Source organism: Paraburkholderia caffeinilytica, assembly GCF_046030355.1.
Taxonomy (GTDB): domain Bacteria; phylum Pseudomonadota; class Gammaproteobacteria; order Burkholderiales; family Burkholderiaceae; genus Paraburkholderia; species Paraburkholderia caffeinilytica_B.
This window is the reverse complement of sequence record NZ_JAQQCQ010000030.1, coordinates 64,054-90,976: the sequence shown is the minus strand read 5'-3', so window position 1 is coordinate 90,976 and position 26,923 is coordinate 64,054. Positions and strand designations below refer to the sequence as shown.

At 61.3% G+C, this 26,923-nt stretch carries 23 protein-coding genes; 8 read left to right on the top strand and 15 right to left on the bottom strand.

Annotated features, from left to right (window positions below; all coding sequences use genetic code 11):
* Positions 1–96 precede the first annotated feature (96 nt).
* Positions 97–750, top strand: coding sequence for an ureidoglycolate lyase (locus PQQ95_RS32270; protein ID WP_408445248.1), 654 nt, complete (start codon positions 97–99; stop codon positions 748–750).
* A gap of 14 nt (positions 751–764) precedes the next feature.
* Here PQQ95_RS32270 and PQQ95_RS32265 read toward each other — a convergent pair whose 3' ends face one another.
* Positions 765–1,418: a protein-L-isoaspartate(D-aspartate) O-methyltransferase gene (locus tag PQQ95_RS32265; RefSeq protein ID WP_408445246.1), complete on the bottom strand. Its 654-nt coding sequence runs from the start codon at positions 1,416–1,418 to the stop codon at positions 765–767.
* A 243-nt stretch (positions 1,419–1,661) separates the two neighbouring features.
* Between PQQ95_RS32265 and fusA the strand changes: the two genes are divergently transcribed.
* Positions 1,662–3,713, top strand: coding sequence for an elongation factor G (fusA, locus tag PQQ95_RS32260; RefSeq protein ID WP_408445244.1), 2,052 nt, complete (start codon positions 1,662–1,664; stop codon positions 3,711–3,713).
* A 77-nt stretch (positions 3,714–3,790) separates the two neighbouring features.
* Here the strand turns inward: fusA and PQQ95_RS32255 are convergent, their stop codons facing one another.
* The 3 genes from PQQ95_RS32255 to betC all read right to left on the bottom strand — a co-directional run bounded on the left by PQQ95_RS32255 (position 3,791) and on the right by betC (position 7,809).
* Positions 3,791–4,939 carry a porin gene (locus PQQ95_RS32255; protein WP_408445242.1) on the bottom strand — a complete coding sequence of 383 codons (1,149 nt, stop codon included), beginning with the start codon at positions 4,937–4,939 and terminating at the stop codon, positions 3,791–3,793.
* A gap of 337 nt (positions 4,940–5,276) precedes the next feature.
* Positions 5,277–6,227, bottom strand: a complete 951-nt coding sequence (locus tag PQQ95_RS32250; RefSeq protein ID WP_408445239.1) for a choline ABC transporter substrate-binding protein — start codon at positions 6,225–6,227, stop codon at positions 5,277–5,279.
* A 43-nt stretch (positions 6,228–6,270) separates the two neighbouring features.
* Positions 6,271–7,809: a choline-sulfatase gene (betC, locus tag PQQ95_RS32245; protein ID WP_408445237.1), complete on the bottom strand. Its 1,539-nt coding sequence runs from the start codon at positions 7,807–7,809 to the stop codon at positions 6,271–6,273.
* 151 nt (positions 7,810–7,960) lie between these two features.
* Here betC and PQQ95_RS32240 point away from each other — a divergent pair, with 151 nt between their 5' ends.
* From PQQ95_RS32240 to purU, 4 genes are all read left to right on the top strand, one after another.
* Positions 7,961–8,887: a choline sulfate utilization transcriptional regulator gene (locus tag PQQ95_RS32240; protein WP_408445234.1), complete on the top strand. Its 927-nt coding sequence runs from the start codon at positions 7,961–7,963 to the stop codon at positions 8,885–8,887.
* A gap of 78 nt (positions 8,888–8,965) precedes the next feature.
* Positions 8,966–9,265: a type II toxin-antitoxin system RelE/ParE family toxin gene (locus tag PQQ95_RS32235; RefSeq protein ID WP_408445231.1), complete on the top strand. Its 300-nt coding sequence runs from the start codon at positions 8,966–8,968 to the stop codon at positions 9,263–9,265.
* Between the two features lie 3 nt (positions 9,266–9,268).
* Positions 9,269–9,568 (top strand): addiction module antidote protein, encoded by a 300-nt coding sequence (locus tag PQQ95_RS32230; RefSeq protein WP_201080708.1) that lies wholly within the window; start codon positions 9,269–9,271, stop codon positions 9,566–9,568.
* 162 nt (positions 9,569–9,730) lie between these two features.
* Positions 9,731–10,606, top strand: coding sequence for a formyltetrahydrofolate deformylase (gene purU / locus PQQ95_RS32225; RefSeq protein WP_408445228.1), 876 nt, complete (start codon positions 9,731–9,733; stop codon positions 10,604–10,606).
* Positions 10,607–10,713: 107 nt separating this feature from the next.
* Here purU and PQQ95_RS32220 read toward each other — a convergent pair whose 3' ends face one another.
* The 10 genes from PQQ95_RS32220 to PQQ95_RS32175 all read right to left on the bottom strand — a co-directional run bounded on the left by PQQ95_RS32220 (position 10,714) and on the right by PQQ95_RS32175 (position 23,256).
* On the bottom strand, positions 10,714–11,571 hold the full coding sequence (locus tag PQQ95_RS32220; protein ID WP_408445226.1) for a glycine betaine ABC transporter substrate-binding protein: 858 nt from the start codon (positions 11,569–11,571) through the stop codon (positions 10,714–10,716).
* Between the two features lie 137 nt (positions 11,572–11,708).
* Positions 11,709–12,989, bottom strand: coding sequence for an FAD-binding oxidoreductase (locus PQQ95_RS32215; RefSeq protein WP_408445251.1), 1,281 nt, complete (start codon positions 12,987–12,989; stop codon positions 11,709–11,711).
* A gap of 36 nt (positions 12,990–13,025) precedes the next feature.
* Positions 13,026–14,336 carry an aromatic ring-hydroxylating oxygenase subunit alpha gene (locus PQQ95_RS32210; RefSeq protein WP_408445224.1) on the bottom strand — a complete coding sequence of 437 codons (1,311 nt, stop codon included), beginning with the start codon at positions 14,334–14,336 and terminating at the stop codon, positions 13,026–13,028.
* A 73-nt stretch (positions 14,337–14,409) separates the two neighbouring features.
* Entirely contained in the window at positions 14,410–15,201 is a 792-nt protein-coding gene (locus PQQ95_RS32205; protein WP_408445221.1) for an electron transfer flavoprotein subunit beta/FixA family protein, read from the bottom strand.
* Positions 15,198–16,376 (bottom strand): electron transfer flavoprotein subunit alpha/FixB family protein, encoded by a 1,179-nt coding sequence (locus PQQ95_RS32200; RefSeq protein ID WP_408445219.1) that lies wholly within the window; start codon positions 16,374–16,376, stop codon positions 15,198–15,200. Before PQQ95_RS32200 ends, PQQ95_RS32205 begins: the two co-directional genes overlap by 4 nt.
* A 4-nt stretch (positions 16,377–16,380) precedes the next feature.
* On the bottom strand, positions 16,381–18,294 hold the full coding sequence (locus PQQ95_RS32195) for a (Fe-S)-binding protein (protein ID WP_408445216.1): 1,914 nt from the start codon (positions 18,292–18,294) through the stop codon (positions 16,381–16,383).
* A 2-nt stretch (positions 18,295–18,296) separates the two neighbouring features.
* A complete protein-coding gene (locus tag PQQ95_RS32190; RefSeq protein ID WP_408445213.1) occupies positions 18,297–20,360 on the bottom strand; it encodes an oxidoreductase in 2,064 nt (687 codons plus the stop codon).
* 51 nt (positions 20,361–20,411) lie between these two features.
* Positions 20,412–20,948 (bottom strand): DUF5943 domain-containing protein, encoded by a 537-nt coding sequence (locus tag PQQ95_RS32185; protein ID WP_408445211.1) that lies wholly within the window; start codon positions 20,946–20,948, stop codon positions 20,412–20,414.
* Positions 20,949–20,991: 43 nt separating this feature from the next.
* Positions 20,992–21,963, bottom strand: coding sequence for a dipeptidase (locus tag PQQ95_RS32180; protein WP_408445209.1), 972 nt, complete (start codon positions 21,961–21,963; stop codon positions 20,992–20,994).
* Between the two features lie 18 nt (positions 21,964–21,981).
* Positions 21,982–23,256 (bottom strand): serine hydroxymethyltransferase, encoded by a 1,275-nt coding sequence (locus PQQ95_RS32175; protein ID WP_408445208.1) that lies wholly within the window; start codon positions 23,254–23,256, stop codon positions 21,982–21,984.
* 465 nt (positions 23,257–23,721) lie between these two features.
* On the opposite strand from PQQ95_RS32175, the gene PQQ95_RS32170 reads away from it, so the two are divergent.
* Entirely contained in the window at positions 23,722–24,717 is a 996-nt protein-coding gene (locus tag PQQ95_RS32170) for a GlxA family transcriptional regulator (RefSeq protein ID WP_408445206.1), read from the top strand.
* A gap of 153 nt (positions 24,718–24,870) precedes the next feature.
* Here the strand turns inward: PQQ95_RS32170 and fdhA are convergent, their stop codons facing one another.
* Positions 24,871–26,070, bottom strand: a complete 1,200-nt coding sequence (fdhA, locus tag PQQ95_RS32165; RefSeq protein ID WP_408445203.1) for a formaldehyde dehydrogenase, glutathione-independent — start codon at positions 26,068–26,070, stop codon at positions 24,871–24,873.
* A gap of 252 nt (positions 26,071–26,322) precedes the next feature.
* Between fdhA and betI the strand changes: the two genes are divergently transcribed.
* Positions 26,323–26,910 (top strand): transcriptional regulator BetI, encoded by a 588-nt coding sequence (gene betI / locus PQQ95_RS32160; protein WP_408445201.1) that lies wholly within the window; start codon positions 26,323–26,325, stop codon positions 26,908–26,910.
* Positions 26,911–26,923: the final 13 nt, after the last annotated feature.

Genomic DNA, 26,923 nt, shown 5'->3' with positions numbered 1-26,923 from the left:
CTTATGTCAAATCACAACAATGACGCGCCACCATCCAGCAAGCCCACTTCGAGCATCCGCAATCGGCATCTTCTCCAACTCGTATAAACTCCCCGCATGCCTCAAGAAATCGACTACCTCAACCCAGCTCTGCCCCCAGGCCTCCGCCGCGTGTCGATGCCGGTGGTCAACGCAACGCCCGAAACCCTCAATGGATTCGGCCGGCTCGTGAACGATCCGAGCGAGTGCCCGATCGAGATTGTGCAATGGCCGGCAGTCGGGGCAAGACCCATAGACCCCGGAACCGGTAATGAAGCGGGTACAACCGAGGGCACATTCGTGAGTGAATGGCGCGGGGACATTCTCTACGGTCGAAACGAGGCTGTAGGCGGTCACTACATCCTTGCCTACGCAACCGAGCCTGAAGCAGCCCGCGACGACAGCGCCAATGCACCGGAACGCATGCTGCTTTGGCACGCGAACTACCACCCTGACGGCGGACAGCTGTTCTTCCCACTCGACCATCGCCCGTTCTACGTTCCATTAGCATTGCCCGGGGACGACATCGCGCCGGAGAAGTTCATATGCTTTCGTTTCGATGGACGGCAGGGTCTCTACATCCATCCAAACATCTGGCATGAAGGTGTATTCACGCTCGAAGGAACCCAGCGGTTCTTTGACAAGCAAGGCGCCGTCCACGCTCGCGTCTCTGTCGACTTTGCCCGCGAATTTGGTTGCCTTCTCGAGGCGCCGATCGTCAGCCAGGTCTAGCCCACACCCTCAACCTAATAATCCCCCCAACCGTCCTCACCAATCAGTGGCACGAAGCTCACGTCGCCCAACCAGTTCTCGTGATAATCCTGTTCACCACGACGCACCAGTCTGATCAATCGCTGATGATGAAGCTCGCGTCCCACCGGCATAACGATCCGGCCACCAATCGAGAGTTGCGAACGCCACGCCTGCGGAATACGTGGGCCGCCGGCACCCGCGATAATCGCGTCATACGGCGCGTAGGCGCTCAAACCGATCGTGCCGTCGCCGAGATGAACCGTCACGTTAGCAATGCCTAAGCGCGCCAACGTCTCACGAGCAGTCTCAGCGAGCGTCGGATCGCGTTCAACCGAATGGACGTGCGCCACGATTGCCGCCGCAATGGCTGCGGCATAGCCCGACCCCGTACCCACGTCGAGCACCCGGTCGCGCGGACCCAGTTCGGCCGCCTCCAGCATCTGCGCGACGATGGCGGGCTGCGAAATCGCCTGCCGGCTCGCGATGGGCAACGCGCTATCGTCGTACGCGAATTCGCGGAGTTGCGCCGGGACGAATTCCTCACGCGGCACACGTCTCATCGCGGATAGCACGTTGGAATCCCGGACGCCCCGCCCCGCGATTTGCAGCACAACCATCCGTTCACGAGCCTCCTTGAAATCGATCATTGTGGCCTCCCCTGATGATCGCGCAAGCTCTCCAGCAGAGCTACACCTGGTTTCCACCGGACGATTCGATTGTGCGCCTCGTTCGACGTAAGCGAACGCAAATCGGCCTCGCCTTCAACGCGGCCCAATGGCTCGTGCACACGATGACCACGCGCTTAAGGGTCCACCCTGAGGCCATCGTATGGCACACGGCGCCGTTTTCGCCAATAATGGCCCCACATCCACTACTGGACGAGGGCGATCATGCGTTATAGCCCCGACGCCATCCGCACCATCGCTCTGGTCGGGCATGCCGGATGTGGCAAGACATCGCTTGTCGAAGCCCTGCTGCACCACAGCGGCGAGTTACGCTCACCCGGCAGCGTGGAGCGCGGCACCACGGTCTGCGATTTCGATCCGCTCGAGCGTAAATATCACCACTCGCTGAACTCCGCCCTCGCCCACCTGCACTACCGGGATACCCGCATCTATCTGCTGGATACGCCCGGCTATCCGGACTTTTCCGGCCTGTCGATCAGCGCCCTGCCCGCGGTAGAAACCGCAGCCATCGTCATCAACGCACAGACTGGCATCGAAATGACCACCCGCCGCATGATGGCGTGGGCGGAAAAACGCAAGCTCTGCAGAATGCTCATCGTGAACGGTATCGATCGCGAAAAGATCGATCTGCCAGCGCTGCTGACGCAAATCCAGGAGGCCTTCGGCAAGGAGTGCCTGCCCATCAATTTGCCTGCGCAAGGTGGCGGCCAGGTGGTGGATTGTTTTTTCAACCCCGCCGGTGACGCCGACTTCCTGTCCGTTGCCGCGGCGCACAATGCGCTGATCGATCAAGTGATCGAGATCGATCCCGCATTGATGGAGCTTTACCTGGAGCAAGGCGAAGCCATCAGCCCGGAGCAGTTGCACGAGCCCTTCGAGCGGGCGCTGCGGGAAGGTCATCTGATACCGATCTGCTTCACGTCAGCGGCCAACGGCGCCGGCATCGCGGAATTGCTCGACGTGTTCGTGCGGCTCCTGCCCAATCCCATGGAAGGCAACCCGCCGCTCTTCTACCGCGATGCTCGTGGCCGCCAGGAAGTCGTGCATGCCGAACCGGTCGCCGACAAACATGTATTGGCCCACGCTTTCAAAATCGTCATGGACCCGTACATCGGCAAGATGGCCGTATTCCGCATCCATCAGGGCACGATCAGACGCGATAGCCAGCTCTATATCGGTGACGCGCGCCAGCCGTTCAAAGTCGCCCATCTGATGATGCTGCAGGGCAAGGAACACGTGGATGTCCCACAAGCGGGTCCCGGCGATATCTGCGCCACAGCCAAAATCGATGAGATCGGTTTCGACGCCGTGCTGCACGACGCCCCCGAGGACGGCAACATCCACCTGACGCCGCTCGACTTCCCCACGTCCATCTATGGACTGGCGATCGAACCCGCGCGCCGGGGCAACGAGCAACGCCTCTGGGAGATTCTGCAAAAGTTGAGTGCGGAAGACCCGTGTCTGCGCATCGAACACCCGGTCGGCACCAATGAGACGGTGGTGCGAGGTCTGGGCGAATTGCATCTGCGGCTCATGCTGGAGCGGCTAGCCGAGCAATACAAGCTCGAAGTCGTGACTCGTCCGCCGAAAATCGCTTATCGGGAAACCATTGGCGCCAAGGCGGAAGGACATTATCGCCACAAGAAGCAAACCGGCGGCGCCGGGCAATTCGGCGAAGTGATGCTGCGCGTGGAACCCTTGCCGCGCGGCACGGGTTTCGAGTTCGTCGACGCCGTCAAAGGCGGCGCCATCCCGGGCCAGTTCATGCCTGCCGTGGAAAAAGGCATCCTGCAAGTCATCGAGAGCGGGCCGCTTGCCGGCTTCCCGATGCAGGACGTGCGCGTGACTGTCTTCGACGGCAAGAGCCATTCCGTCGACTCCAAGGAAGTGGCATTCGTTTCCGCCGGGCGTAAGGCGTTCATCGACGCGGTGCTGAAAGCGCAACCTGTCCTGCTCGAACCGATCGTGGACATCGAGGTGATGACGCCCGAAGCCGCGATGGGCGACATTATCGGCGACCTCTCCGCAAAGCGCGGGCAGGTCCACGGCACCCGCACGGCCGCCGGCAACGCGGTGGTCGTCGCGGGCCAGGTGCCATTGTCCGAACTCAACGACTATCAGTCGCGGCTGAATGCCATCGCTGGCGGCCACGGCAACTACAGCATCCAGCTCAGTCACTACGATCCTGCGCCCGCTGCCCAGCAGGAGCGGCTGGCGGCGCAGCACAAGAAACAGGGCGACAGCGCGGCGCAGTAACCGGCCCGGATGCGCAGTGTTGCACTGGCAACCCGGGCGCCTGGCTGGCACATAAGTGCCAGCCTACCGTGGATACGTCAGAACGAATGCCGCATCCCGATCCGCACATCGGACTGCGTATTCGACGACGACGGCGCGAAGCTGTAGCCGATCACCGCATTCACGCCGTCCGACGCACGCAGATAGTCGCCGGAAATATACACATCGGTCCGCTTGGACAACAGGTAGTGCAATCCGAGCGAGCCCTGGTTCCAGTGATTCCCTTCGAAGCTCGTGTGCTGATAACCGCCATACAACGACAACGCAGGCGTGAAGTTATACGACGCGCCTCCTTCATAAACCTGCATGTGCGAGGTCTGCCCGAAGCCCTTGATCGTTGTGTAAGTGAAGTCGCCGGTGAGCATCAGGTTGCCGATCGTATAGGCTGCGCCGACGGCGAACGCGCCCTGCTTATCCACCGGAAATGCCGACGAGCTATACAGATCGGTCACCGCACCGGTGGCCGGATCGACGGAGACGGTCGGCTGGCCGAGGAAGGTGCGCGTGCCGATCATCGCGTACGGATCGAAAGCGTAGATGCCGAACGGATTGTTCAACTGCGTATACGCCACGCCCATGTTGAACGGGCCATGGTCGTAGTGCGCGCCCACGCTCCACGCGCTTTTTTGATGGAAGTCGCCGGCGGTATTGCCGAACGAATACATGCCGCCGAAGGTGAAGCCGGCAAAATCGTTCGACAGGAACTTCACCGAGTTCGGCAGACGGTCACCGTTCATCCGGTCGAAGTCGCCCTGGTGAATCGCATAGCCGCTCGCCCATGCGGAAATGTTGTAGAGGAAAACAAACTCTTCGGTCATATCGAGCTGGTTACCGAACGAGAAAGTCCCCCATGAGTTCTTGATGCCGACATAAGCCTGGCGTCCGAATTCAGCGCCACCGAATGCATATTGCCCATTGCCGAGGTGAAAACCCGATTCGAGCACGAAAACCGCCTGCAGGCCGCCACCGAGATCTTCCACGCCTTTGAAGCCGATCCGGTTGCCGTACGAAATGCCGTCGTCGAATTTGAACTGGTGTGCGCCGCCGGCATTGTTCACGTAGGTGATGCCGGCGTCCAGAATCCCGTACAGGGTGACGCTGCTTTGCGCATGAGCCGCCGTTGGCGCACAAACCGCGCTTGCCGCGAGGGCGAGTCCCGAAAGACTAACGGCACTTTTCTTCTTCATCTAATTCTCCCCTGCTCTTTGCCTGCGTATTTCGTTGGATAAAGCGATCCCCGCTGCGTGCTGTCTTCCAACGCGCGGCGCTTCTCGCATGACGGGCAGTTCGAAATCGGCTGAGACTGATTGAAACGGATTGAAGCTCACTAATGCTGATCAGACAGGCTGATCAGACCGGCTAAGCTGACTCAGCCGGCCAGGCTGATTGAAGCTATCGGCACTGCATACGATCATCTGCATGCCTGCATCGACGGATCAAGAATAAGTGTCCAGATTTATAAGGATTCGACCGGATGCGACATGAATCTGTCGAGTAGCGACCTTGTTGTCAGGAATGCTGCGGTTATTTCACACCAAGCGCGGTTTGTACCGCTTGCAAGCCGTTGGCACCGCTTGCGGTATTGACGCCGTCGAGCCATGACTTCAGCAATTCGGGGTGGCGCTTGAGCGCTTCGGTGGCAGCTACATCGACGCCGGTTTTCTTCTCCAGCACCTCGGTGATCACGCCATTTTCCAGATCGACATTGAACGTGAGTTGCCTGAACAGGCGGCCGACATTCGGACACTGCTCGGCATATCCGCTGCGCGCAACGGTATTAACCGTGGCGCCGCCATAGTTCGGCCCGAAGTATTTGTCGCCGCCGTCGAGGTAGGTCAGCTTGAACTTCGTGTTCATCAGATGCGGCTCCCACGCAAGGAACACGATCCATTTCTTCTCGCGCACCGCGCGCTCGACTTGCGTGAGCATCCCAGTCTCGCTCGATTCGACGAGCTTCCAGCTACCGAGCCCGTATGCCTTGTCGTCGACCATCTTCTTGATGTTCTGATTGGCCGGCGCCCCCGGTTCGATGCCATAGATCTTGCTGTCGAACCTGTCCGCGTTCTTCGCGAGGTCCGCGAATGAATGCACACCCGCGGCCGCCACGTAGTCGGGCACCGCGAGGGTGAACTTCGCGTTGCTCAGATTCGGATGCACGACTTCGATCGACTTTTCATCTTCGAACGGTTTGACGACCGGCGCTTGCGCCGGCATCCAGTTGCCGAGAAACACGTCGATCTGCCCTTTCTTGAGGCCTTGATAGGTGATCGGCACCGAGAGGTTCGCTACGTTCTGATGGTAGCCGAGCGCCTTTAACAGCACACCAGTCATCGCATTGGTCGCGTCGATATCAGTCCAGCCGGGTCCCGCCATGTTGACCTGTGTGCATGACTGCGGCTCGGCGGCCGCAGCGAAAGTGGCCGCCGCGCACAACAGCGCAACGCCGGATACAGCTTGCTTGAAGAGCTTTTTCATCGTGTCGGCTTCCTTTAGGTGGATTGAATCGTAAGCGGGGCGATCAACACGTGACAGCGGGAAACCGCGCCATCGCTTCAAGCGTGTCGAGGTCGATGTGATTGCGCATGTAGCGCTGGCTCGCATCGACATGCGGTTGCCAGTCCCATGACGCGACCGCGCCTTGCGTGGTGGCTTCGAAATGGAAACGGCGGCGGCGCTGGCTTTTCAGTATTTCGTTGTGCAGCGCGGCGAAGTTCCAGCGCCGCGCGATCTCCTCGCGAAATGCAGAGACCTGTGACGTATAGTCGGGGCGCGCGGCGAGGTTCGCTCGTTCCAGCGGGTCCGCTGCAACGTCGTACAGTTGGTCGGGATCGGCCGGTGTGTGAATGAACTTGAAGCGCCCGCGGCGCAGCATCACGATCGGCGCTATCGCGCCTTCGGCCAGGTATTCGCCGATCGCTTCGTCGTGGCCGCCCTGGGTTCCACGGAGATGCGGTATGAGACTTTGACCATCGAGCGAGTCCGGCCAGACCGTGGGCTGTTCGCCGCGCGCCAATTCCACCAGCGTGGGCAGCAGATCGAGATGCGAGACCGACTCGTGCACGCGATGCGCGTCGAACCGTTGCGGCGCGTGGACGATCAACGGTACGCGGCACCCTCCCTCGAAGAACGTCATCTTGTACCAGAGTCCTCGCTCGCCGAGCATCTCCCCATGATCGGACGTCACGACGATAACGGTATCTTTCGCGAGCCCCGACTGTTCGAGCGCTTCGAGGATCGCGCCGAACTGGTCATCGACGTAAGAGATCGCGCCGTAATAGGCGCGCCGCGCATTGCGGATCTGCTGGTCGGTCGGCGGTGTGCGATCGGTTTCGCACACGTGGCGCAAGCGCTTCGAATGCGGATCGGCTTCAGCGAACGAATCGCGATGCACAGGCATCGCAATGTCTTCATCCGCATACATGTCCCAGTACTTTTGCGGAATCGCGTACGGATCATGCGGATGCGTCAACGAGGCGACCAGGCAGAATGGTCTGGCATCCTTACCGGCATGCCGCTCGCGCGCGATATCGAAGAGCTTCTGGCGCGTGGTGAACGTGACTTCATCGTCGAAGTCCAGTTGGTTCGTGCGCACGCAGGGGCCCGCGTCGATCACTGAACTCATGTTGTGGTACCACGTGGGACGCGTTTCGAAGTCGTCCCAGTTCGGTGTCCAGCCGAAATCGGCGGGATAGATATCTGTTGTGAGCCGCTCTTCGAAACCATGCAATTGATCGGCGCCGCAGAAATGCATTTTGCCGGACAGGATGGTGCGATACCCTTCGGCACGAAGATAATGCGCGAACGTCAGCGTTTGCGACGGAAATTCTGCTGCGTTGTCATAGGCGCCAATTGCGGACGGCAACTTGCCCGATAGAAAGGAAAAGCGCGATGGTGCACACAGCGGACTGGCGCAGTACGCCGAATCGAATACCACGCCGTGTTTCGCGAGGCGATCGAGATTGGGGGTTTTTGTTAAGCGATGTCCGTATGCAGCAAGCGCAAACGGGGTCATCTGATCGGCCATCAGAATAAGGATATTCTGTTTCGTGTCATGCATTGGAGCGTGCCTCGAATAGAATCGCACCTAGGGGTGCGCGTGTCGTTGCAAGCGCGATAGCCGGCGTCCCGGTCCCGCGTGGACACCACTATTGCTGTCCAATTCGCCGCTGTGAAGACGGCAAATCGTTATGTGCCTATAAGGGGGACTTATGCCGAGGCAGGATCGCTTGCCGCCCATGCAGGCGTTGACGATGTTCGAATCGGCGGCGCGTCTCGCGAGCTTCACGGCAGCCGCACGCGAACTGGGCTCGACGCAGCCTGCGGTCAGTCAGCGCGTGGTGCAACTCGAAGAAGCACTCGGTACATCTCTTTTCGAGCGCGGCCATCGCGGCGTCACGCTGACGGAAGACGGCGTGCGCCTCTTCGAAGCGGTACGCAATGCCCTCGACACCATCCGTCTCGCCACCAGTGAAATCCGCGCGCGGCGCACGCCGCAAACGCTCACGCTCTCCACGGATTTCGGTTTCGCGACTTACTGGCTGATGCCGCGCCTGTCGCAATTCAAGGCGCTGATGCCAGACGTCGACGTCAAGATCAGCACATCGCAAAGCGTATTCGACCCGGCGCGCGATCCATCGCACGATCAGGCGGACGTTGTGATTGCGTTCGGCGATGAAGATGCGGACTGGACCGCACGAGGTGCGCTCAAGCTATTCCCCGAGCGGGTCACCCCCGTGTGCAGTCCGGCTTTTCTCACTGCGCATCCGCAATTACGCACGCCGTCCGATCTGTTGAATTTGCCGCTGCTGCATCTCGAACCCACGCAGCCGGCGCGCTGGCTATCGTGGGCTGACTGGTTCACGGCGCAAGGTCTCGATGCGCCCGCGGCGCATCGCGGCATCACGTTCAACAGCTTTACGCTCGTGGCCCACGCAGCGATCATGGGCCAGGGCGTCGGGCTCGGCTGGGCGCCACTGGTCGACGAACTCCTCGCCACAGGGCAACTCGTCGAACCGTTCGACACGCCCGTGGCCACGGAACGCGGTTACCTGCTCGTCACGCAACGCGCGGCGACACCGGCGGTCAGCGCATTCCGCCAGTGGCTGCTCGGCGAATGCGGGCTCGATGCTGAATGACGAAGTCGCCTCCGAAAAGCGAGGATTGACTGTCAACCATGGTTGACAAGAGTGTAATCCATGGATTACACTTTCTGAATGTTGAATATCCGCACCACTGAGACCTTTGACGCCTGGTTCGACAGCTTGAGAGACCGGATCGCCAAGCGCCGCATTCAGGCCCGCATCGACCGTCTGGCGATGGGCAATCCCGGCGACACGAATTCCGCAGGCGCGCCAATTACCGAACTGCGGATCGATCACGGTCCCGGCTATCGCGTCTACTACGTGCAGCGCGGCGCAGTAGTGGTGATCCTGCTGTGTGGGGGAGACAAGTCGACTCAACCCGCAGATATCAAAGCCGCACACAAGATGCTGGCGAACCTTGAATCGGAGTGAACTATGGAAAAGATCAAAACCCGGCAATGGGATTCGGCCGAACACCTGAAGACCGAAACGGACATGGCTGAATACTTTGAGGCCTGTCTGCTTGAAGGCGGTGACGACCCTGCATTCCTCGCACATGCGTTGGGCGTGATCGCGCGTGCGCGTGGCATGGCGCAGCTCGCCCGCGATACCGGAATCTCGCGTGAGGGCTTGTACAAGGCGCTGTCCGAAGATGGCAATCCGAGCTTTGCGACGATCATCAAGGTGATCCGTGCCCTCGGTCTGGAACTGCACGCGGCGCCTGCTCACGCCTGAGATTGATTTGTGCCTGGGCCGCGCGCCCCGCCCCACTCCCCTGACGCTCCCATTCCAGCGCGACGGCGGTTAGCTTCTATCCCCGTGACCTGCTGATTTGCTCTACTGCGATGATGCATGCCGCGCCCCGCGGCGTTGCCCTATCGCCAAAGTGGAGAGCGCATGTCCGCCGATTCCCGTCCCGATCAACTGGTTCTCACCGTCGCGTGTCCGAGCGCGGCGGGCCAGGTTGCCGCCGTCGTCGGCTTTCTCGACCGGCATCATTGCTATATCGACGAACTGACCGTCTTCGACGACGACCTCAGCGAGCGTTTCTTCGTCCGCTGCGTGTTTCATGGCGTCGACACCAACGAGACCCTGCACATCGCGGCGCTCAAGCGCGAATTCGAATCGATCGCCGAGCGCTTTCAGATGACATGGGCGATGCATGACGTCGGTATGCGGCCGAAGGTGTTGATCATGGTGTCGAAACTCGAACACTGTCTCGCCGATCTGCTGTTCCGCTGGCGCATGGGTGAGCTGAAAATGGATATTGTGGGCATTGCTTCGAATCATCGCGATCTCGAACCGCTTGCGCAACAGCACGGCTTGCCGTTCCATCACCTGCCGATCAGCGCCGACACGAAGCCGCAACAGGAGGCACGTTTGCTTGATCTGTTCGAAACATCAGGCGCTGAGCTGATGATCCTCGCGCGCTATATGCAGATTCTTTCCGGCGCAACGAGCCGGGCGCTCGCGGCCCGTGCAATCAATATCCATCATTCGTTTCTGCCCGGTTTCAAAGGCGCGAAGCCTTATCACCAGGCACATGCGCGCGGCGTGAAACTGATCGGCGCAACGGCGCACTTCGTCACCGACGATCTCGACGAAGGCCCGATCATCGAACAGGTCGTGGAGCGCGTGGATCACTCGTACAGTCCGGAGCGGCTGCTTGCAACGGGACGCGACGTCGAATGCATCACGCTTGCGCGGGCCGTGAAGGCGTTTATCGAGCGACGGGTGTTTATCAACGGCGATCGGACTGTCGTGCTGCAATGACCGTCATGACAATCGTGCCGCAATAAAAAATGCCGCTGGAAAGCGGCATTTTTTTGCAGGCGCTGCCGCTCAAAACAAGCGGCAGCTCATTCACGCGAAGCACCCAATCACTTCACCCAGCTATCCACACGGTCGCCGTGCGCGCCGATCCACGCATCGGCAGCGGCCGTCGGCTTCTCACCGTTTTGCGTCGCCAGCATCACGCTATCGATCTCGCCCGGCTTCCATTGAAACTTCTTGAGAAAGGCGACGACCGTCGGCGCCTTCGTCTCCAGTTCGGGATTCACCACGCTATCCACGTGCTCCGCTTCGCCGAACACCTTCTTCGGATCGTCGAGGAATTTGAGCTTGTACTTCGCGAACATCCAGTGCGGCTTCCAGCCAGTCACGATGATCGGCTTGCTTGCCGCTTCCGAACGCGCCAGTTCCGCGGTCATCGCACTGCCCGAGCTCGGCATCAGCTGATAGTCGAGCCCGTACGCCTTGATCGCTTCGCTGGTTTTCTGCATCACGCCGGCGCCGGCATCGATACCGACGATACGCGAGCCGAATTCCGTTTTCTTCGCTTCCAGATCGCCGACGCTCTTCACGTCAGCGTTATCCGGCACGATCAAGCCGATCTTCGCATCGTTGAAGTTGGGCCCCAGGTCGACCACCTTGTCCTTGAAGTTGTTCCAGTACGCGCCATGCGTGACCGGCAGCCACGCGGACAGCGTCGCGTCGAGGTCGCCGCGCGCCACGCCTTGCCACATCACACCGGCCGCAACCGGCACGAGCTGAACCTGATAGCCGAGACGCTTTTCGATCACACGCGCCGCGACGTTGGAGGTCGCAACGCTGTCGTCCCACCCTTCCACATAGCCGATCTTGATGGTCGGCTTCGCATCGGCCGACACATTCACGCTGCTTGCCGCCAGCGCCGCGCCCAACGCGCTCAACACCAGTATCTTCTTGACCAGTCTCATCGCCGCTCTCCCGTTTGCCGTTCAAACTACCCATTGAGCATTTAGAATCGCCAACCAGAATTGCCGGGTAGCGTTGTTTTCCGACATCCAGTTGTCCGCAGGCGACTTCGACCGCGAGCCGGGGTCCCGCCCTTGTCTTACTTATCGACGACGAGATCGCTCAACGGCTTGCTGCAGCACAGCAGCACCATGCCCTGATCGATTTCGCGCTGACGAATCCCGCCGGCGTGTTTCATGGCGACTTCACCGGACACCAGCTTTACCTTGCAGGTGCCGCACATACCCTGCGTGCACGAGGATGGGAGCCGTATGCCGGCCTTCTTCGCGGCGTCGAGTACGTGCTGACCGCTGCCGCATTCGATCTCGCGATTGCTTTTGGCGAAGCTCACCTTGAACGTCGTTTCTATTTCCACCGGCGCGACCGGCACTTGCGCGGGTGCAAATCCAGCCGCATGTTCACGCGTTTCGGCAAAGCTCTCCGCAGTGGCCGTAGGTGCCTGCAATGCATCGGCGACATGCGCGGTCGTCAATTGCGCGGCCACTTCACTGATCGTTTCGAACGAGAAGCTTTCCTCGTGATAATGGCTGCAATCGAACCCTCCTTCATCCAGCAGATGACGGACTGCCTGCATGTAGGGCGCGGGACCGCACGTGAAAATCTCGCGATCGAGAAAATCCGGCGCGATGAGCTTTAGCAGCGGCAAGGTCAGAAAGCCCGTGACGCCAGGCCAGTTCGTGCGTGCTCCCAGCCGCTCACAGACGAACGCCGTGCGGAAATGGGCCTGATTCGAGGCAATCAGGTCGAGCTCGCGCGCGAAGATGATGTCGTCCGGCGTACGGGCGCTGTGCACGAATACGATGTCGCTATCTTCACCGAGTTCATGATGTGCGCGGCTCATCGACATCAGCGGCGTAACGCCCGAACCTGCCGACAAAAACAGAAACTTACGCGCCGGATGCCGCGCACAGGTGAACTCGCCAGACGGCCCGAGCACACGAACCTGCATACCCGCGTGCAGATTGTCGTGCAGCCAGTTCGAGACCTTGCCGCCCGGCACACGCTTCACGGTAATGGAAATAGTGTGCGGACGCGTAGGCGGCGAGGAGATCGTATAGCAGCGATTCACCGCCTCGCCGTCGATCTCCAACTCCAGCGTGATGAACTGCCCCGGCTCGAACACAAACGCCCGCTCGGACGGTGCGCGAAAGAAAAAGCTCTTGACGTCGTGGGTTTCCTGACGGACCTGGCAGCACACCAGCGTCTCGTCGGTATCGCTGTTCCAACGCGCCGGCAGCGTCTCCCAGAATCGCGGCTGCGTGACCCGGCTCACCGTCTCATGGCCGGAAGTCTCGCGGCCCGACGCCTCGCGGTTTGGAGCCGGCTCGGGGCTGAGCTGAAGCGTCGCCTGATCGCGCATCATTATTTTCTCCCGCTCATGGTTGCGGTATCGCGCTCAGCGCATGAAAGACACGACTTTTTCGCCGTGCGAAACCGGTGTATCACCGGCATCATGGGTTTGGGGCGCATTGCTGTACTCCGCAATACGGCCGATGTACCACTCGCAGAACTTTTCGACGAGCCCTTCCGTGAACGGCGAATACGGTCCCGGCTCGTAAGCGCTGCTGGTCGCGCCACGTTGCGAATACTCCACCAGCGCGCGGTCCTGATCATTGGTGGCGCGCCATACGGCCGTGAGATTGTTCACGTCGTAATCGATGCCTTCGCGCGCATCCTTGTGGACGAGCCACTTGGTGCGCACCAGCGTTTTGCCGGCCGACAACGGAATCACCGAAAAACTGACGATGTGGTCGCTCATGAAGTGATGCCACGAATTCGGCTGTGTCCAGAACGACAGTCCGCCGAGATCGGCCTGCTCGAAACCGCCGAGCAGTTTCTTCGACGCCACCTTCGCGTCCATGGTCTGCGATTCGCCGTCGCGATCGAGCGGCAGGCGTTGCGTGCGGAAACCGGTAACCAGATCCGCCAGATGATCGATTTCCGCCGATGGCAGCTTCATCGCCTCCCATTGCGCGGTACGGCGCGCCACGGTCTCCTCGAACGCGGCCATGCCTTCTTCGTTGGCGGGCGTGCGTTGATAGCCAAAGCCGTATTCGTAAAGCGAAATCGTCAACTCGGGATGGTTCGCGACGCAGTGGTAGCACTCGCGATTGTTCTCCATCGTGAGTTTCCAGTTGCCCTCTTCGATGATGTCGATCGATGCGGCAACCTTGCAGCCCGCAAGGTCATGCGGCAACAAATACGGTTCCATCGCGGCGCGCAACACCGCAAAATCGGCGGGCGGTTCGTCCGCCAGACAGATGAAGATCAGGCCGGCGAGATTCTGGAGATGCACCGCTTTCAGGCTGTGCTTGCAGCGGTCGAACTGGTCGCCCATATGCTCGGCGAACATCAGGTCGCCGTTCAGGTTGTACGTCCAGCTGTGATACGGGCAAACGATATTGCCGAGCGAACCCTTGTCCGTATTGCACAAACGCGCGCCGCGATGGCGGCAAACATTGTGGAATGCCCGCACCTGCATATCGTCGTCGCGCACGATCAGAATCGAATCGTTGCCGATTTCCACTGTGATGTAGTCGCCCGGCTCCGGCACGTCCGGTTCCACCGCAACCTGAATCCAGTGCTTGCGGAAAATCGCCTCCATGTCGAGCGCGAAAATCTCCTCGCCCGTATAGAACGGCGCTTCCAGCGTGTGATTCCTTTTACGGCGTTCGATCATTGCGCGAACGTCTGCCGAAACTTTCATTTTTTGCTCCGTTGCATGTCACGTCTGGCGCTGCGCCAGGCCCTCCTGGTCGCATGCTCGCCCGAACCGGAAATCAGTAATCCACGAGTTGATGCTCGCGCAAATACGCGAGAATCACTTGTGCTTTTTCGACGGAACTCCCTTCAATTACGACGCTGCCGCCACGGCTTTCGGTCGTCGTCGCCGAGAGCATGCGGGCATGCCCGGAGCGCTTTTCGGCAGCGGCGAGACGCACGGGTTTGGCGGTCGCGGGACGGATCGTCCAGGCGTGGTCGTGGGGGTTGGCTGCGGCCGGGGTTCCGGGCGCTTCTGTTGCGACCGGACGGATCGCGCCTTCGCGCAGTCTTGCGTAGGCGTAGCTTGGTGCTGTGTTGGCCATCGGGTGCACCGCGATCAACGCCGGCAACCGCACTTCGACGCGGCGGCGCAAGCCTTTCGGCATGAATTGTCTGACTTCGGCGCAACCGTCGCGGAGCGTCAGATCGACTGCTGCACCGACCAGCGGCATATCCAGCGCACTGGCCACGCGATACGGCAGCATGCCGCTATCGAATGCGCCTTCGGCGCGGGTGCCCGTCAAGACAAGGTCATAACCCCGTAGACGTGCGGCGAGCGGCGCTACCGCATCGCCCTGCAATTCAGGCGTTGCCGACACGTCCAGCACCTCGACAGTGCGCGCACCGAGCGCGAGATACTCCTTGAGCGCAGGATTCGACGGATCGCCCGCGTGCAACACGTCGAGCGCCGCGTCGTGCGTTTTGGCGAGCGAAAGCGCGATCGTCAGCGCGGCGGCATCGTTGCGGCTGTAGCGTGCAGTGCCACTAACCGGATGCCGTCCCACGGAAACCAGTACGGCGATTTTCATGCTGGCACTCCTTCCGCAAGAGCCGTTGAATTCAATAGCGCCGCACCGGTGCCGCGTGCCGTACGCGCAGCCGCCGCGGCTTCGTTCAGCGCTGCGATGGTTTCCTGCGCGTCGGCGATAACGGTCAGGTTCGCGCGCTTGGCGATCGGCGCGCTGGCGTCGAGATTCACGGCGATCACATGGCGGCAATCCTTGATGCCCTGCAGATGCTGAACTGCGCCAGAAATGCCGAACGCGATATACACACTCGCTTCGACCGTCTTGCCGGTGGCACCGATCTGCTTGTCGCGGGTGAACTTGCCGTCGTCCACCGCGACGCGGCTTGCGCCTATCGCGGCGCCCAAGGTGCCGGCAAGACGCTCGAACGCGGGCACGTCACTGACGCCATTGCCTGCTGAGACGATGAAATCCGCCTCTTCGAGCGCGAGCTGCGCGGCGTCGATTTCCTCGATGCCGAGATCGCGCACAAGGCCCTTGGACGACGCCGGTTCGCCATCGAAACGCCACACCACGCGCTCACCCGCGCCGACAAACGGCAACTTCGGATCGACTGTATTCGGCGCCAGCAAAACGACCTCGGGCAGCGAGCGCGCGGCGAACGCCGTATTCGTCTGGATATAAGCCGCGACATGGACCGCATCGATTTCGACGACATGTGTCGCCACACTCGCATTCGCGGCTGCCGCATAACGGCGGCCGAGGTCGCCGTCGCCGGTCGCGTTGTCGGGCAGAAAAATATGCACCGGCGCGTAAGCCGCGACACACGCGGCCAGTGCGTTCAGTTCGTCCATCGGTGCGAAAACGCGGCGGTCGAACATCGGCAACTCGATCAGCTTGTCGGCGCCGAATTCAGCGGCGTCGCCGCTGAACTCGCCGAATACGAGCAATACGACTTCGGTTGTCATGTCGGCGATCAGTGCGGCGGCGGCCAGCGTCTGGCGCGCGTGATCATCCAGCGCGCCGCGGTCCGCGTGAGCGGCCACCAGCAGCACACGCTGTGACGCCGCCGTCGTGCGACGCGCCTTTGCATGCTCGCGATGCGCCGACGCCGTCGAGCCATGCGCCGCGAGTTCCGTCGAGCCTGCAACGCCGGTCATGCCGAGCGTGATGCGCTTGAGGCCGTCCGCCGTGATCGTGAACGGCCGGCGCGGATCGATTCGTTTGAGCGTGTTCATCGCGTTACTCCAGCGCTGCAGCAACCAGTTCGGCGACGTCCAGCACCTCCGGACGCGGACCGACCACGCCTTCGAGCATCGCCGTGCAATTCGGACAACCCACCGCGACGATCTCCGCGTTGATCGCGCGGGCGTCGTCGATGCGAATATCCGGAATGCGCTTTTTCCCGGGGATGTCGGTCAATGGCGCACCGCCGCCACCGCCGCAACAACGCCCACGCAACCCATTGCGTTCCATCTCGACCACCTTGATGCCGATGGTTTTCAGCAAACGGCGCGGCGCTTCCGTCTCACCGTTATAGCGGCCCAGATAGCACGGATCGTGATACGTGATCTTGCGGTCCGCGAACGCGGCGACCGCCTTCGGCGACAGCTTGCCGCTCGATACCAGTTCTTCGATCAGCGCCGTGTGATGCTGGACCTCGTAGAAACCGCCGAGTGCACGATATTCGTTGCGCAGGCTGTGCAGCACGTGTGGATCTGCAGTGACGATCTTGCGGAACGAGTACTGTGAGAGCGTGCCGATCAGCCGATGCGCGAGTTGCTGGAAAGTCGCTTCGTCGCCGAGGCGCCGTGCCGTATCGCCGGTATCCGTTTCGACGCCGCCGAGCACCGCATAGTCGATCCCAGCCCGATTCAGCACCTTGATCAGCGCGCGCAGCGTGCGCTGATAGCGCATGTCGAAGGCGCCTTCGCCGGCAATCAACAGCACGTCCACCTGCCGGCCCGGCTGCGCAACCTGCACCTGCAGGTCGACCGCCCAGTCGTAACGTGCGCCGATGTCGTAGCCGTTCGAACTGCCGGTCTCACGCAGATTGGCGAGCGTAACCGGTCCCTTGCCGGGCACAGCGCCTTCGACCAAGGTCTGGTTGCGGCGCATGTCCACGATCGCGTCGACGTGCTCGATCAGCATCGGGCATTCCTGCACGCAGGCGCGGCAGGTGGTGCACGACCACAGCGTGTCCGCTTCGATCAAACTCGACACGAGCGGCTTGCCCGGCGCGCCGCCGTGTTTGCCGACCGGAATGCCAGGCGTCGGGCTGCCGGCATAAGCCTCGTCCGTGCCACCAACCATGCCTGTAACGAGATCCTGAATCAGCTTCTTCGGATTGAGCGGCTGACCGGCGGCAAACGCGGGGCACGCCGCTTCGCACTTGCCGCACTGCACGCAGGCGTCGAAGCTCAGCAACTGGTTCCAGCGAAACTCGACCGGCTTGCCGACACCGTATTCTTTTGCGTCGAGCAGCGGCACCTTCAGCGCGGTCGGCGGCACGACATCGTTGTCGTTGCGCTCAGCAAAGCGCTCCTGGCGCGGATGAAATGCAAGGTGCAGCAGACCCGCTAGCGCATGCTTCATCGGACCGCCACGCGCCGCGCCGAACGTCATCGTGAACGCGCCCACTGCGATCAGCAACGCGACGACAATTGCCAAAGCACCCGACATCGCCGCCGCCGGCAACGCGATGAACAGCGCCAAACCGAGCGCGAACGACCCAAGCAGCAGCGGCAAATGATCCCACGGCCCACGCGAAAGCCGCGCCGGCACCGCCTTCGCGCCATGCCGCCGGCGCCAGACGAACACCGCGCCGACCAGCATCACCAGCGCGGCCAGAAAGATCAGCTTGTCGAGCCACGGCGAGTAAATGGCGAGCCCGTAATTGACGAACACCAGCGCCATCGCGAGGATCGCCCCGCCTGCCGTCGCGACGTGCGTCTTCGCAATGTACGGGTCGCGTGCAACCACGTGGTGCAGGTCGACGAAATAGCGCTTGGGAATCGACAGCAGATTGGCCCAGCCATACGCACCCGCCGCCGTGGCGCGCCCTTCGCGCCAGTACGCAGCGCGTTTGGCGAGCGCGAACGCAAGACCCGCCACCGACAACCACAACAGGACAGTGATGACAAACACGGGGCTCATCGTCAGAAATCCTTGCAAAGGCGCAGCGCGTCATAGATCGCGCCGTGAATGTTGTGCATGGAAATGCAGTCGCCGACCCGGAACAGCAGGAAGCGGCCGTTACCAAGTTCTTCGCTGAGCGACGGTTGCGGCTCGGACGCGAACAGCTTATGCACGTCCACCTGCCCGCGATTCACCGACTCCGGCTTGAGCGTCCAGTAAAGCTGATCGTTCGGCGTGCTGCCGTTCTCGATCACCACCTGATCGACCGCGCGCTCTTCCTGCTCTTCCGTGTACTCGTTACGGATCACGGCGATCTTCCTGCCGTCTTCCTCGTACACCCTATCGAGCCAGTAGTTCGGCGTGTGAATCACCCCTTGCGCATACAGGCGGCGATAGAAAATCGGGAACGTGGTGCCGCCCACGTCGTCGGCAACTTTCACGTCGGGCGTGACGATCTCGACATTCGAGCCGCGACTCGACATGAAATCCGCGACACCCGCGCCAGCGTGCGTGCTGACACCGTCATAAACCAGCACGTTCTTGCCCGGTTCGACCTTGCCCGACAGCACATCCCATGAACTGACCGCAAGCCCTTCTTCGACGCCCCACGCCGCGACTTGCGACGTGAACGACGAACCGCCCGTGGCCAGCACGACGATGTCCGGCTTCTCAGCCATGATGGTTTTTTCGTCTGCGGCGACACCGAGACGCCGATCGACGCCGAGGCGCTTCGTTTCCATATCGAACCAGCGCACAATGCCCGCCATCTGCTCGCGCTGCGGCGCTTTCGCGGCGAGCATGATCTGACCGCCGACATAGTCGTTCTTCTCGAACAGCACCACGTCATGGCCGCGCGACTTCGCCACGCGCGCCGCTTCCAGTCCGGCCGGCCCCGCGCCGACCACGACGATCTTGCGCTTCGGCCCACGCGTCTTCGCGATCACATGTGGCATGGTTTCTTCGCGCGACGTCGCGGCATTCTGCACGCACAGCACGTCCAGCCCGTTGTACTGGCGGTCGATGCAATAATTCGCGCCGACGCATTGCTTGATCTCGTCCTCGCGACCGTCGCGGATCTTGATCACCATATGCGGATCGGCGATCTGCGCGCGCGTCATGCCGACCAGATCGACCATGCCGCTCGCGAGCAGACGTTCCGCCTGGCCCGCATCGCGGATGCTTTGCGCATGCATCACCGGCAGTTTCACCACCGACTTGATACCGGCCGCGAGATGCACGAACGGTTCAGGCGGCAACGCCATCGGCGGCATGCAGTTCGCCAGCGTATTGTGCGTATCTGCCCCGGAACCGATCACGCCGAGGTAATCGATCAGGCCGGTTTCGCTCATCGCCTGGGCGATCTCTTTCAGTTGCTCGTGATCGAGACCATCTTCGTGGAACTCGTCGCCACACATGCGCAGACCGACGCAAAAATCCGCGCCGACCGCTTCGCGCACGGCCTTCAACACTTCCGTGCCGAAGCGCAGACGGTTTTCGAGCGAACCGCCCCATTCGTCGGTGCGGAAATTCGTGCGCGGGCTCCAGAACTGATCGATCAGATGCTGGTGCGCCGCCGAGATTTCGATGCCGTCCATGCCGGCATCCTTCACGCGCTTCGCGGCCGCGGCGAAGTCCGAGATGATGCGGCGAATTTCTTCCACTTCGATGATCTTCGCGTTGCCGCGGTGCACCGGCTCACGCACGCCCGAAGGCGACATCAGATGCGGCCAGTGTTCGCCATGAAATGCCGAGCGGCGCCCCATATGCGTCGCCTGAATCATGATTTTCGCGCCGTGCCGATGCATCGCTTCGGCGAGCCGCGCGAGCGGGTCGATGATCTTGTCGGTCGAGAGATTGACCGATTTCCACCAGCCTTGCGGACTGTCGATCGACACCGGGCTCGAGCCGCCGCACACGGCGAGGCCGACACCGCCCTTGGCCTTCTCTTCGTAGTAACGGATATAACGGTCGCCGGGCAGGCCACCCGGTTCCGCATACACCTCCGCGTGCGCGGTGCTGACGATACGATTGCGTAAAGTCAGCTTGTTCAGCGTGAGAGGTTTGAAAAGGTTCGGGTAACGCATCGCGATCGACCTCGGAATGAATAGGCTGTGTGCGGCTGTGTGCGTTTGTCGTTACGACGCGAGCGGCGATACTTCGAACACGCAGTGATCGTGGCCTTCGGCCGCGCAGCGCGCTTCTTTCGAATGGGACGGCGGACCTTTGCGCTGTCCGTCCGGCGCGGTGTCGTTGACCCAGTCCATCGCACCCGCGAACCAGCCGGCGAACATGTAGCAAAGCTTGCCTTCCTTACCCGGCTGCGCGAGCACGAACGACGAGTGGTGCAACTCAATACGGGCACGCGAGCTGGACGGATCGGCTTCCGTGATCGTGAAGATGCCCCAGCCGCGTTGCGACAGACGGTTCAGGTAATGCTCGAACACCGCCATGCCGGTAAGGCCGTGTTGTTTCGCTTCCTTGTCGCACCAGAAATACGCGGACTTGTAGCCGGCCTTGTAGAGAATCCCGGCATAAGTGTCGATGCCGAGCGCTTCCTCGACGGCCGTGTGATTGTTCGTGAAGAAGTGACGCGGCACGTAGAGCATCGGCAGCGCGTCGGTGGTCCAGACGCCGGTGTTCGGATCGACGTCGATAGGCAGTTGGGGTTGCATGTGGGACTCCGTTTTTATAGGTTCAGGTTCGGTGAATGGAGAATCAGACCTTCCACACTTCGCCGAACACGCGGACCCAGTTTTCACCCATGATCTTCTTGATGCGAGTTTCGCTCCAGCCGGCGCGTTCCATCGCGGCCGTCAGGTTCGGAAACTCGCCAATCGTGCGGATGCCTTCCGGATTCACCACCTTGCCGAAGTTCGTCAGTTGGCGATAACGGCCCTTGTCGTGCGTGATCCAGTCGAAGAACTCGGTGCTATAGCCTTGCGTGAAGTCCGTACCGATGCCGACCTGGTCTTCACCGATCAGATTCACCACATATTCGATCGCTTCGATATAGTCGTCGACGGTGGCGTCCGGGCCGCGCTTCAGGAACGGCGCGAACATCGTCACGCCAACAAAACCGCCGGCATCGGCAATCTCTTTCAGTTGCTCATCGCTCTTGTTGCGCGGATGCTCTTTCAGCCCCGATGGGCAGCAATGCGAGTAACACACCGGCTTGTTCGATGCGGCAATCGCTTCGGACGACGTCTTGCCGCCCACATGCGAGAGATCGACCATGATGCCGACGCGGTTCATCTCCTGAATCACTTCACGTCCATAGCCCGACAGACCGCCGTCGCGTTCATAACAGCCCGTGCCGACCAGGTTCTGCGTGTTGTAGCAAAGCTGCACCACGTTCACGCCGAGGTCCTTGAAAGCCTCGATATAGCCGAGGTTGTCTTCGAACGCATGCGCGTTCTGAAAGCCGAAAATGATGCCGGTCTTGTTCTCCTTCTTCGCGCGCAGGATGTCGTCAGTGGTGCGCACGAGTGTCAGGATTTCGCCGTACTCGCGGATCTGCTGCTTCATCTCGGCGATGTTGTCGACGGTCTTCTGGAAGCTTTCCCAGACCGACACCGTGCAGTTCACCGCGGTTACGCCGCCCTTGCACATATCTTCGAACACCGAGCGCTCGAACTTCGAAATGTTCAGACCGTCGATGATGATGCTGTTGTCGTGCAAAGTGCTCATCGTTTGCTCCAGGCGTGCTTAGTAGATGGGAAAGCGTTCGCACAGCGCGAAAATCTCGCGGCGCACGCGTTGTTCGGTTGCCGCATCGCCTTCCGGGTGGTCGCGCAGCGCGTCGAGCACCTCGACGATCAGCCGTCCGACTTCGCGGAATTCGCTCACGCCGAAGCCGCGCGTCGTGCCTGCCGGCGTGCCGAGGCGAATACCGGACGTGACCGTCGGCTTCTCGGTGTCGAAAGGAATGCCGTTCTTATTGCAGGTGATGCCTGCGCGTTCCAGTGCCTGCTCGACCTGGTTGCCTTTGAGGCCCTTCGGGCGAAGATCGACCAGCAGCAGATGGTTGTCCGTGCCGCCCGTCACCAGATCGACGCCGCCGGCTTTCAGCACTTCACCGAGCGCCTGCGCATTCGCGAGCACGTTATCGATGTAGGTTTTGAAACCCGGTTGCAGCGCCTCGCCAAAGGCAACCGCCTTACCGGCGATCACATGCATCAGCGGGCCGCCCTGCAAGCCCGGGAACACGGCGGAGTTGATCTTCTTGGCAATGTCTTCGTCATTCGTCAATACAAAGCCGCCGCGCGGACCGCGCAGCGTCTTGTGCGTGGTGGACGTAACGACGTGCGCGTACTCGACCGGATTCTGATGACGCCCGGCCGCGATAATCCCGGCGATGTGCGCCATGTCCACCATCAGCTTCGCGCCTACGCCATCGGCGATTGCGCGCAGCCGTGCGAAATCCAGTGCACGCGGATAAGCAGAGAAGCCCGCGATCAGCAACGCCGGTTTGTGCTGCTGCGCGAGCTCCTCGATCTGCTCGTAGTCGATCAGCATCGTGTCGCGATTCACACCGTACTGAACCGCGTTGAACCACTTGCCCGACATTGCCGGCCTCGCGCCATGGGTCAGGTGGCCGCCCGCATCGAGCGACATGCCGAGCACCGTCTCGCCCGGCTTCACCAGGGCAAGCATCACCGCGCCATTGGCCTGCGCGCCGGAATGCGGCTGCACGTTGGCGAATTTCGCGTTGAAAAGCTGCTTGATGCGATCGAGGGCCAGCGTTTCGATCACGTCGACGTATTCGCAACCACCGTAATAACGCTTGCCCGGATACCCTTCGGCGTACTTGTTGGTCAGCACCGAGCCCTGCGCCTCGAGCACTGCGCGCGACACGATGTTTTCCGACGCGATCAATTCGACTTGCGACTGCTGGCGCTCCAGCTCTTTCAAAATGGCGCCGCGCACCGCCGCGTCACGCGTGGCGAGCGATTCTTCGAAGAAAGGATTCGGGTTCGACATGGAAGGTCCGTGGGGTGGTTGGCGAAAGACCGGAAGCGGCTGTCAAGCGGGCTATCAAGGGGCTATGAAGCGGGCTGTTGATCGAGCCGTGAAGCCCTGCTGCCACCGGTCTGCATTGCGTCTATTCTTGACTCTCGCCTCGCGCGCCAATTTACGAATTCAGACGCGTTCTTTGCCTTTTCCGCCATGAGCGTCCTTTTTCGACAAGTCGCGACAGCAGGTTTCGAACGATCGTTAGCGTTCGCGCTCATGCTGCACTGCAGCTGATCGTTGTGCGCGGTTCAGGTGCGTGTGCGAAGCCGTGCAGCGCCGTTCTGGTGCCATTTGTTTAGCTATCCGGCCTCATTGATGGGCAACCGAGGGTTTAGCCTGATGGCACGCTAGTTGCGCTAGTCCTCAAAATTGCAGGAGTCGCCGCTCCCCACGGCGACGCGACATTACAGATTCGAAGGAATCATTTCCCCCATGTCCACCGATCGCACGGCGTCGCTGTCGCACTTTGCATTCATGCCGATGCCGAACTTCACGATGATCGCGTTCACCAACGCGATTGAAGTCCTCCGCATGGCGAACTACCTGACGGGACAAACGCTTTACCGCTGGTCGATCGTGAGCCCCGAAGGCGGCCCGGTGACGGCAAGCAACGGCCTCTCGGTCGATACCGGTCCGGTTGAATGTGTCGGTCAGCCCGATATCGTGTTCGTGGTTGGCGGCATCGATGTGCAGCGCGCCACCACGCCCGCCCATCTCGTCGCCCTGCGCCGCTTCGCCCGCATGGGCAGCGTGCTCGGCAGCCTGTGCACGGGCACGTATGCGCTGGCGCGTGCCGGCTTGCTGGCCGGTTATGCGTGTGCGATTCACTGGGAGAACATGTCGGCGCTCAAGGAAGAGTTTCCCGACACGCGCTTTCTGAAAGAACTGTTCGTGATCGATCGCGATCGCGTCACGTGCACCGGTGGCGTGGCGCCGCTCGATATGATGCTCAACCTGATTGCACCGCGTGTCGGCACGGCACGGGTCACGCAGATCGCGGAACAGTTCATCGTCGAACATGTGCGCGATAACAGCGCACAACAGAAAATGCCGCTGGTGGCGCGGCTCGGTTCAGCCAACAAGTCGCTCTTCGAAGTGATCTCGCTGATGGAGAACAACATCGAAGAGCCGCTTTCGCGCGAAGAACTCGCGCGGCTTGCCGGCATGTCACAACGGCAGTTGCAGCGCCTGTTCCGCGAACATCTGGGAATGACGCCGACCCACTACTATCTGACGCTGCGCTTGCGGCGCTCCCGCGAGTTGCTGCTGCAGACCGACATGTCGATCATGCATATCACGATGGCTTGCGGCTTCCAGTCGGCTTGCCACTTCTCGAAGAGCTATCGCGACGCGTTCGGCACCGCGCCGACGCGCGAGCGGCGCAAGCAGGCGCCGTCGCTGGCGGCGGTGCCGGTGTTGGCGGCTTAAATCGACCGCCGCACTGATTGATAACTTCACAGGCTGAAAACGCAATGCGTTGAGCAGGTTCCCGCTCAACGCATTGTGTTGTGATCGCTCAGGCTGTTCATCCTTGCGTCATCGTCTCAGACAGGACCGCGAACGCGGTCCCTTCCCGCGTCCTCACGCTGCCTTCAACAGCCCGTGCGGGTCGATCACAAACTTCTTCGGCGCGCCGCCATCGAACTGCCGGTAACCGTCCGGGGCCTGGTCGAGCGAGACGACCGTCACGTTCACGATGTCCGCAATCGGTAACCGGTCCCACAAGATCGCCTGCATCAGATTGTGGTTGTACTTCATCACCGGCGTCTGTCCGGTGTGGAATGAGTGCGACTTGGCCCAGCCGAGGCCGAAACGAATGCTCAGGCTGCCTTTGCGGGCGGCAGCATCGGTCGCGCCCGGATCGTCCGTTACGTACAGGCCCGGAATGCCGATCGCGCCCGCGGCGCGGGTGATTTCCATCAGCGAATTGAGAACCGTGGCCGGCGCCTCCTCGTGCGAGCCGCTGCTGCCGTGGCCGTGCGCCTCGAAACCGACGCAGTCCACCGCGCAATCCACTTCGGGTTTGCCGAGAATCTGTTCGATCTGCTCGCCGAGGGTAGCGTCCTTCGACAGATCGATGGTCTGGAAACCCATCTTGCGCGCGTGCGCGAGACGCGCCTCGTTCATATCGCCGACGATCGTGCAGGCCGCGCCCAGCAATCGCGCCGATGCGGCCGCCGCCATCCCTACCGGACCCGCGCCCGCAATGTAGACGGTAGCGCCCGGCTTCACGCCCGCCATCACCGCACCGTGATAGCCGGTCGGCAGAATGTCGGACAGACACGTGAGGTCGCGGATTTTCGACATGGCCTGAGCAGGGTCGGGGAATTTCAGCAGATTGAAGTCGGCATACGGCACCAGCACATACTCGGCCTGACCGCCAATCCAGCCGCCCATGTCCACGTAGCCATAAGCACCGCCCGCCCGCGACGGATTCACGTTCAGGCACACGCCGGTGTGCTGCGCCTTGCAGGTCGGACAGCGTCCGCAGGCAACATTGAACGGCACCGACACCAGGTCGCCGATCTTCAACGTCTCGACGTCGCGGCCCACCTCGATCACCTCGCCGGTAATCTCGTGACCGAGCACGAGGCCGACCTCGGCGGTTGTGCGGCCACGCACCATGTGCTGATCGGAGCCGCAAATATTCGTGCTTACCACCTTCAGGATCACGCCGTGGCCGATTGACCGGCCACGCGGATCGACCATCTTCGGAAAATCGATCGACTGCACTTCCACCTTGCCCTGCCCTAGATACACGACGCCGCGATTGCTGCTCATTTGTCTGTCTCCATGTCTCGTGAGCGGCGCGCCTGACTCTACGTGACGCGCCGTTCAACGAGCGTAGCGCCCGCTGAAACAAAGGACATGTACCGAACGCGACACCGGTTTGGCCGGAACCGACACGCTTGGCGCAACCCGTGTCCACCTTGATGCAACCCGGTTTTTATTGATTGACCATTCAATATAAAAAAAATAACATGGCCCATCGAATACTTGGGCGGCCGGTCTGCGCCTGCCACCTCTAGCCCCATGCCCAAACTTGGAATGCGCGAAATCCGCCGCGCTCAACTGATCGACGCCACCCTGCTGACCATCGACCACACCGGCCTGGCCGGTGCGACTCTCGCCTCGGTCGCGCAGCGCGCGAGTATTTCCACCGGCATCGTCAGCCACTATTTCGGCGACAAGGACGGGTTGCTCGAAGCCACCATGCGCCACGTGCTGCGCGATCTGTGGCAGGCCACGTCGAGACGGCGCCGCGCGGCGAAGGCGGATCCGCGCTCGAAACTGCGCGCGGTCGTCGCGGCGAATTTCGACGCTGAGCAAACCAGCAGCCCCGTGATGAAAACGTGGCTCGCGTTCTGGTCCGAGAGCATGCACAAGCCGCAATTGCGGCGGCTTCAATATGTCAACACGCGCCGGTTGAACTCGAATCTGTGCGCGGATTTTTCCAAAGCCTTGCCGCGTCCGGCGGCGCGCCGTGCGGCAAGCGGCCTCGCGGCGTTGATCGACGGACTGTGGCTGCGCGGCGCGTTGTCCGGTGAGCCCTTCGATACGAAAGCCGCGCTGCGCGTGGCGAACGACTACATCGATCTGCTTCTGGCAGCACGCAACTAGCACGCGTCCAGAA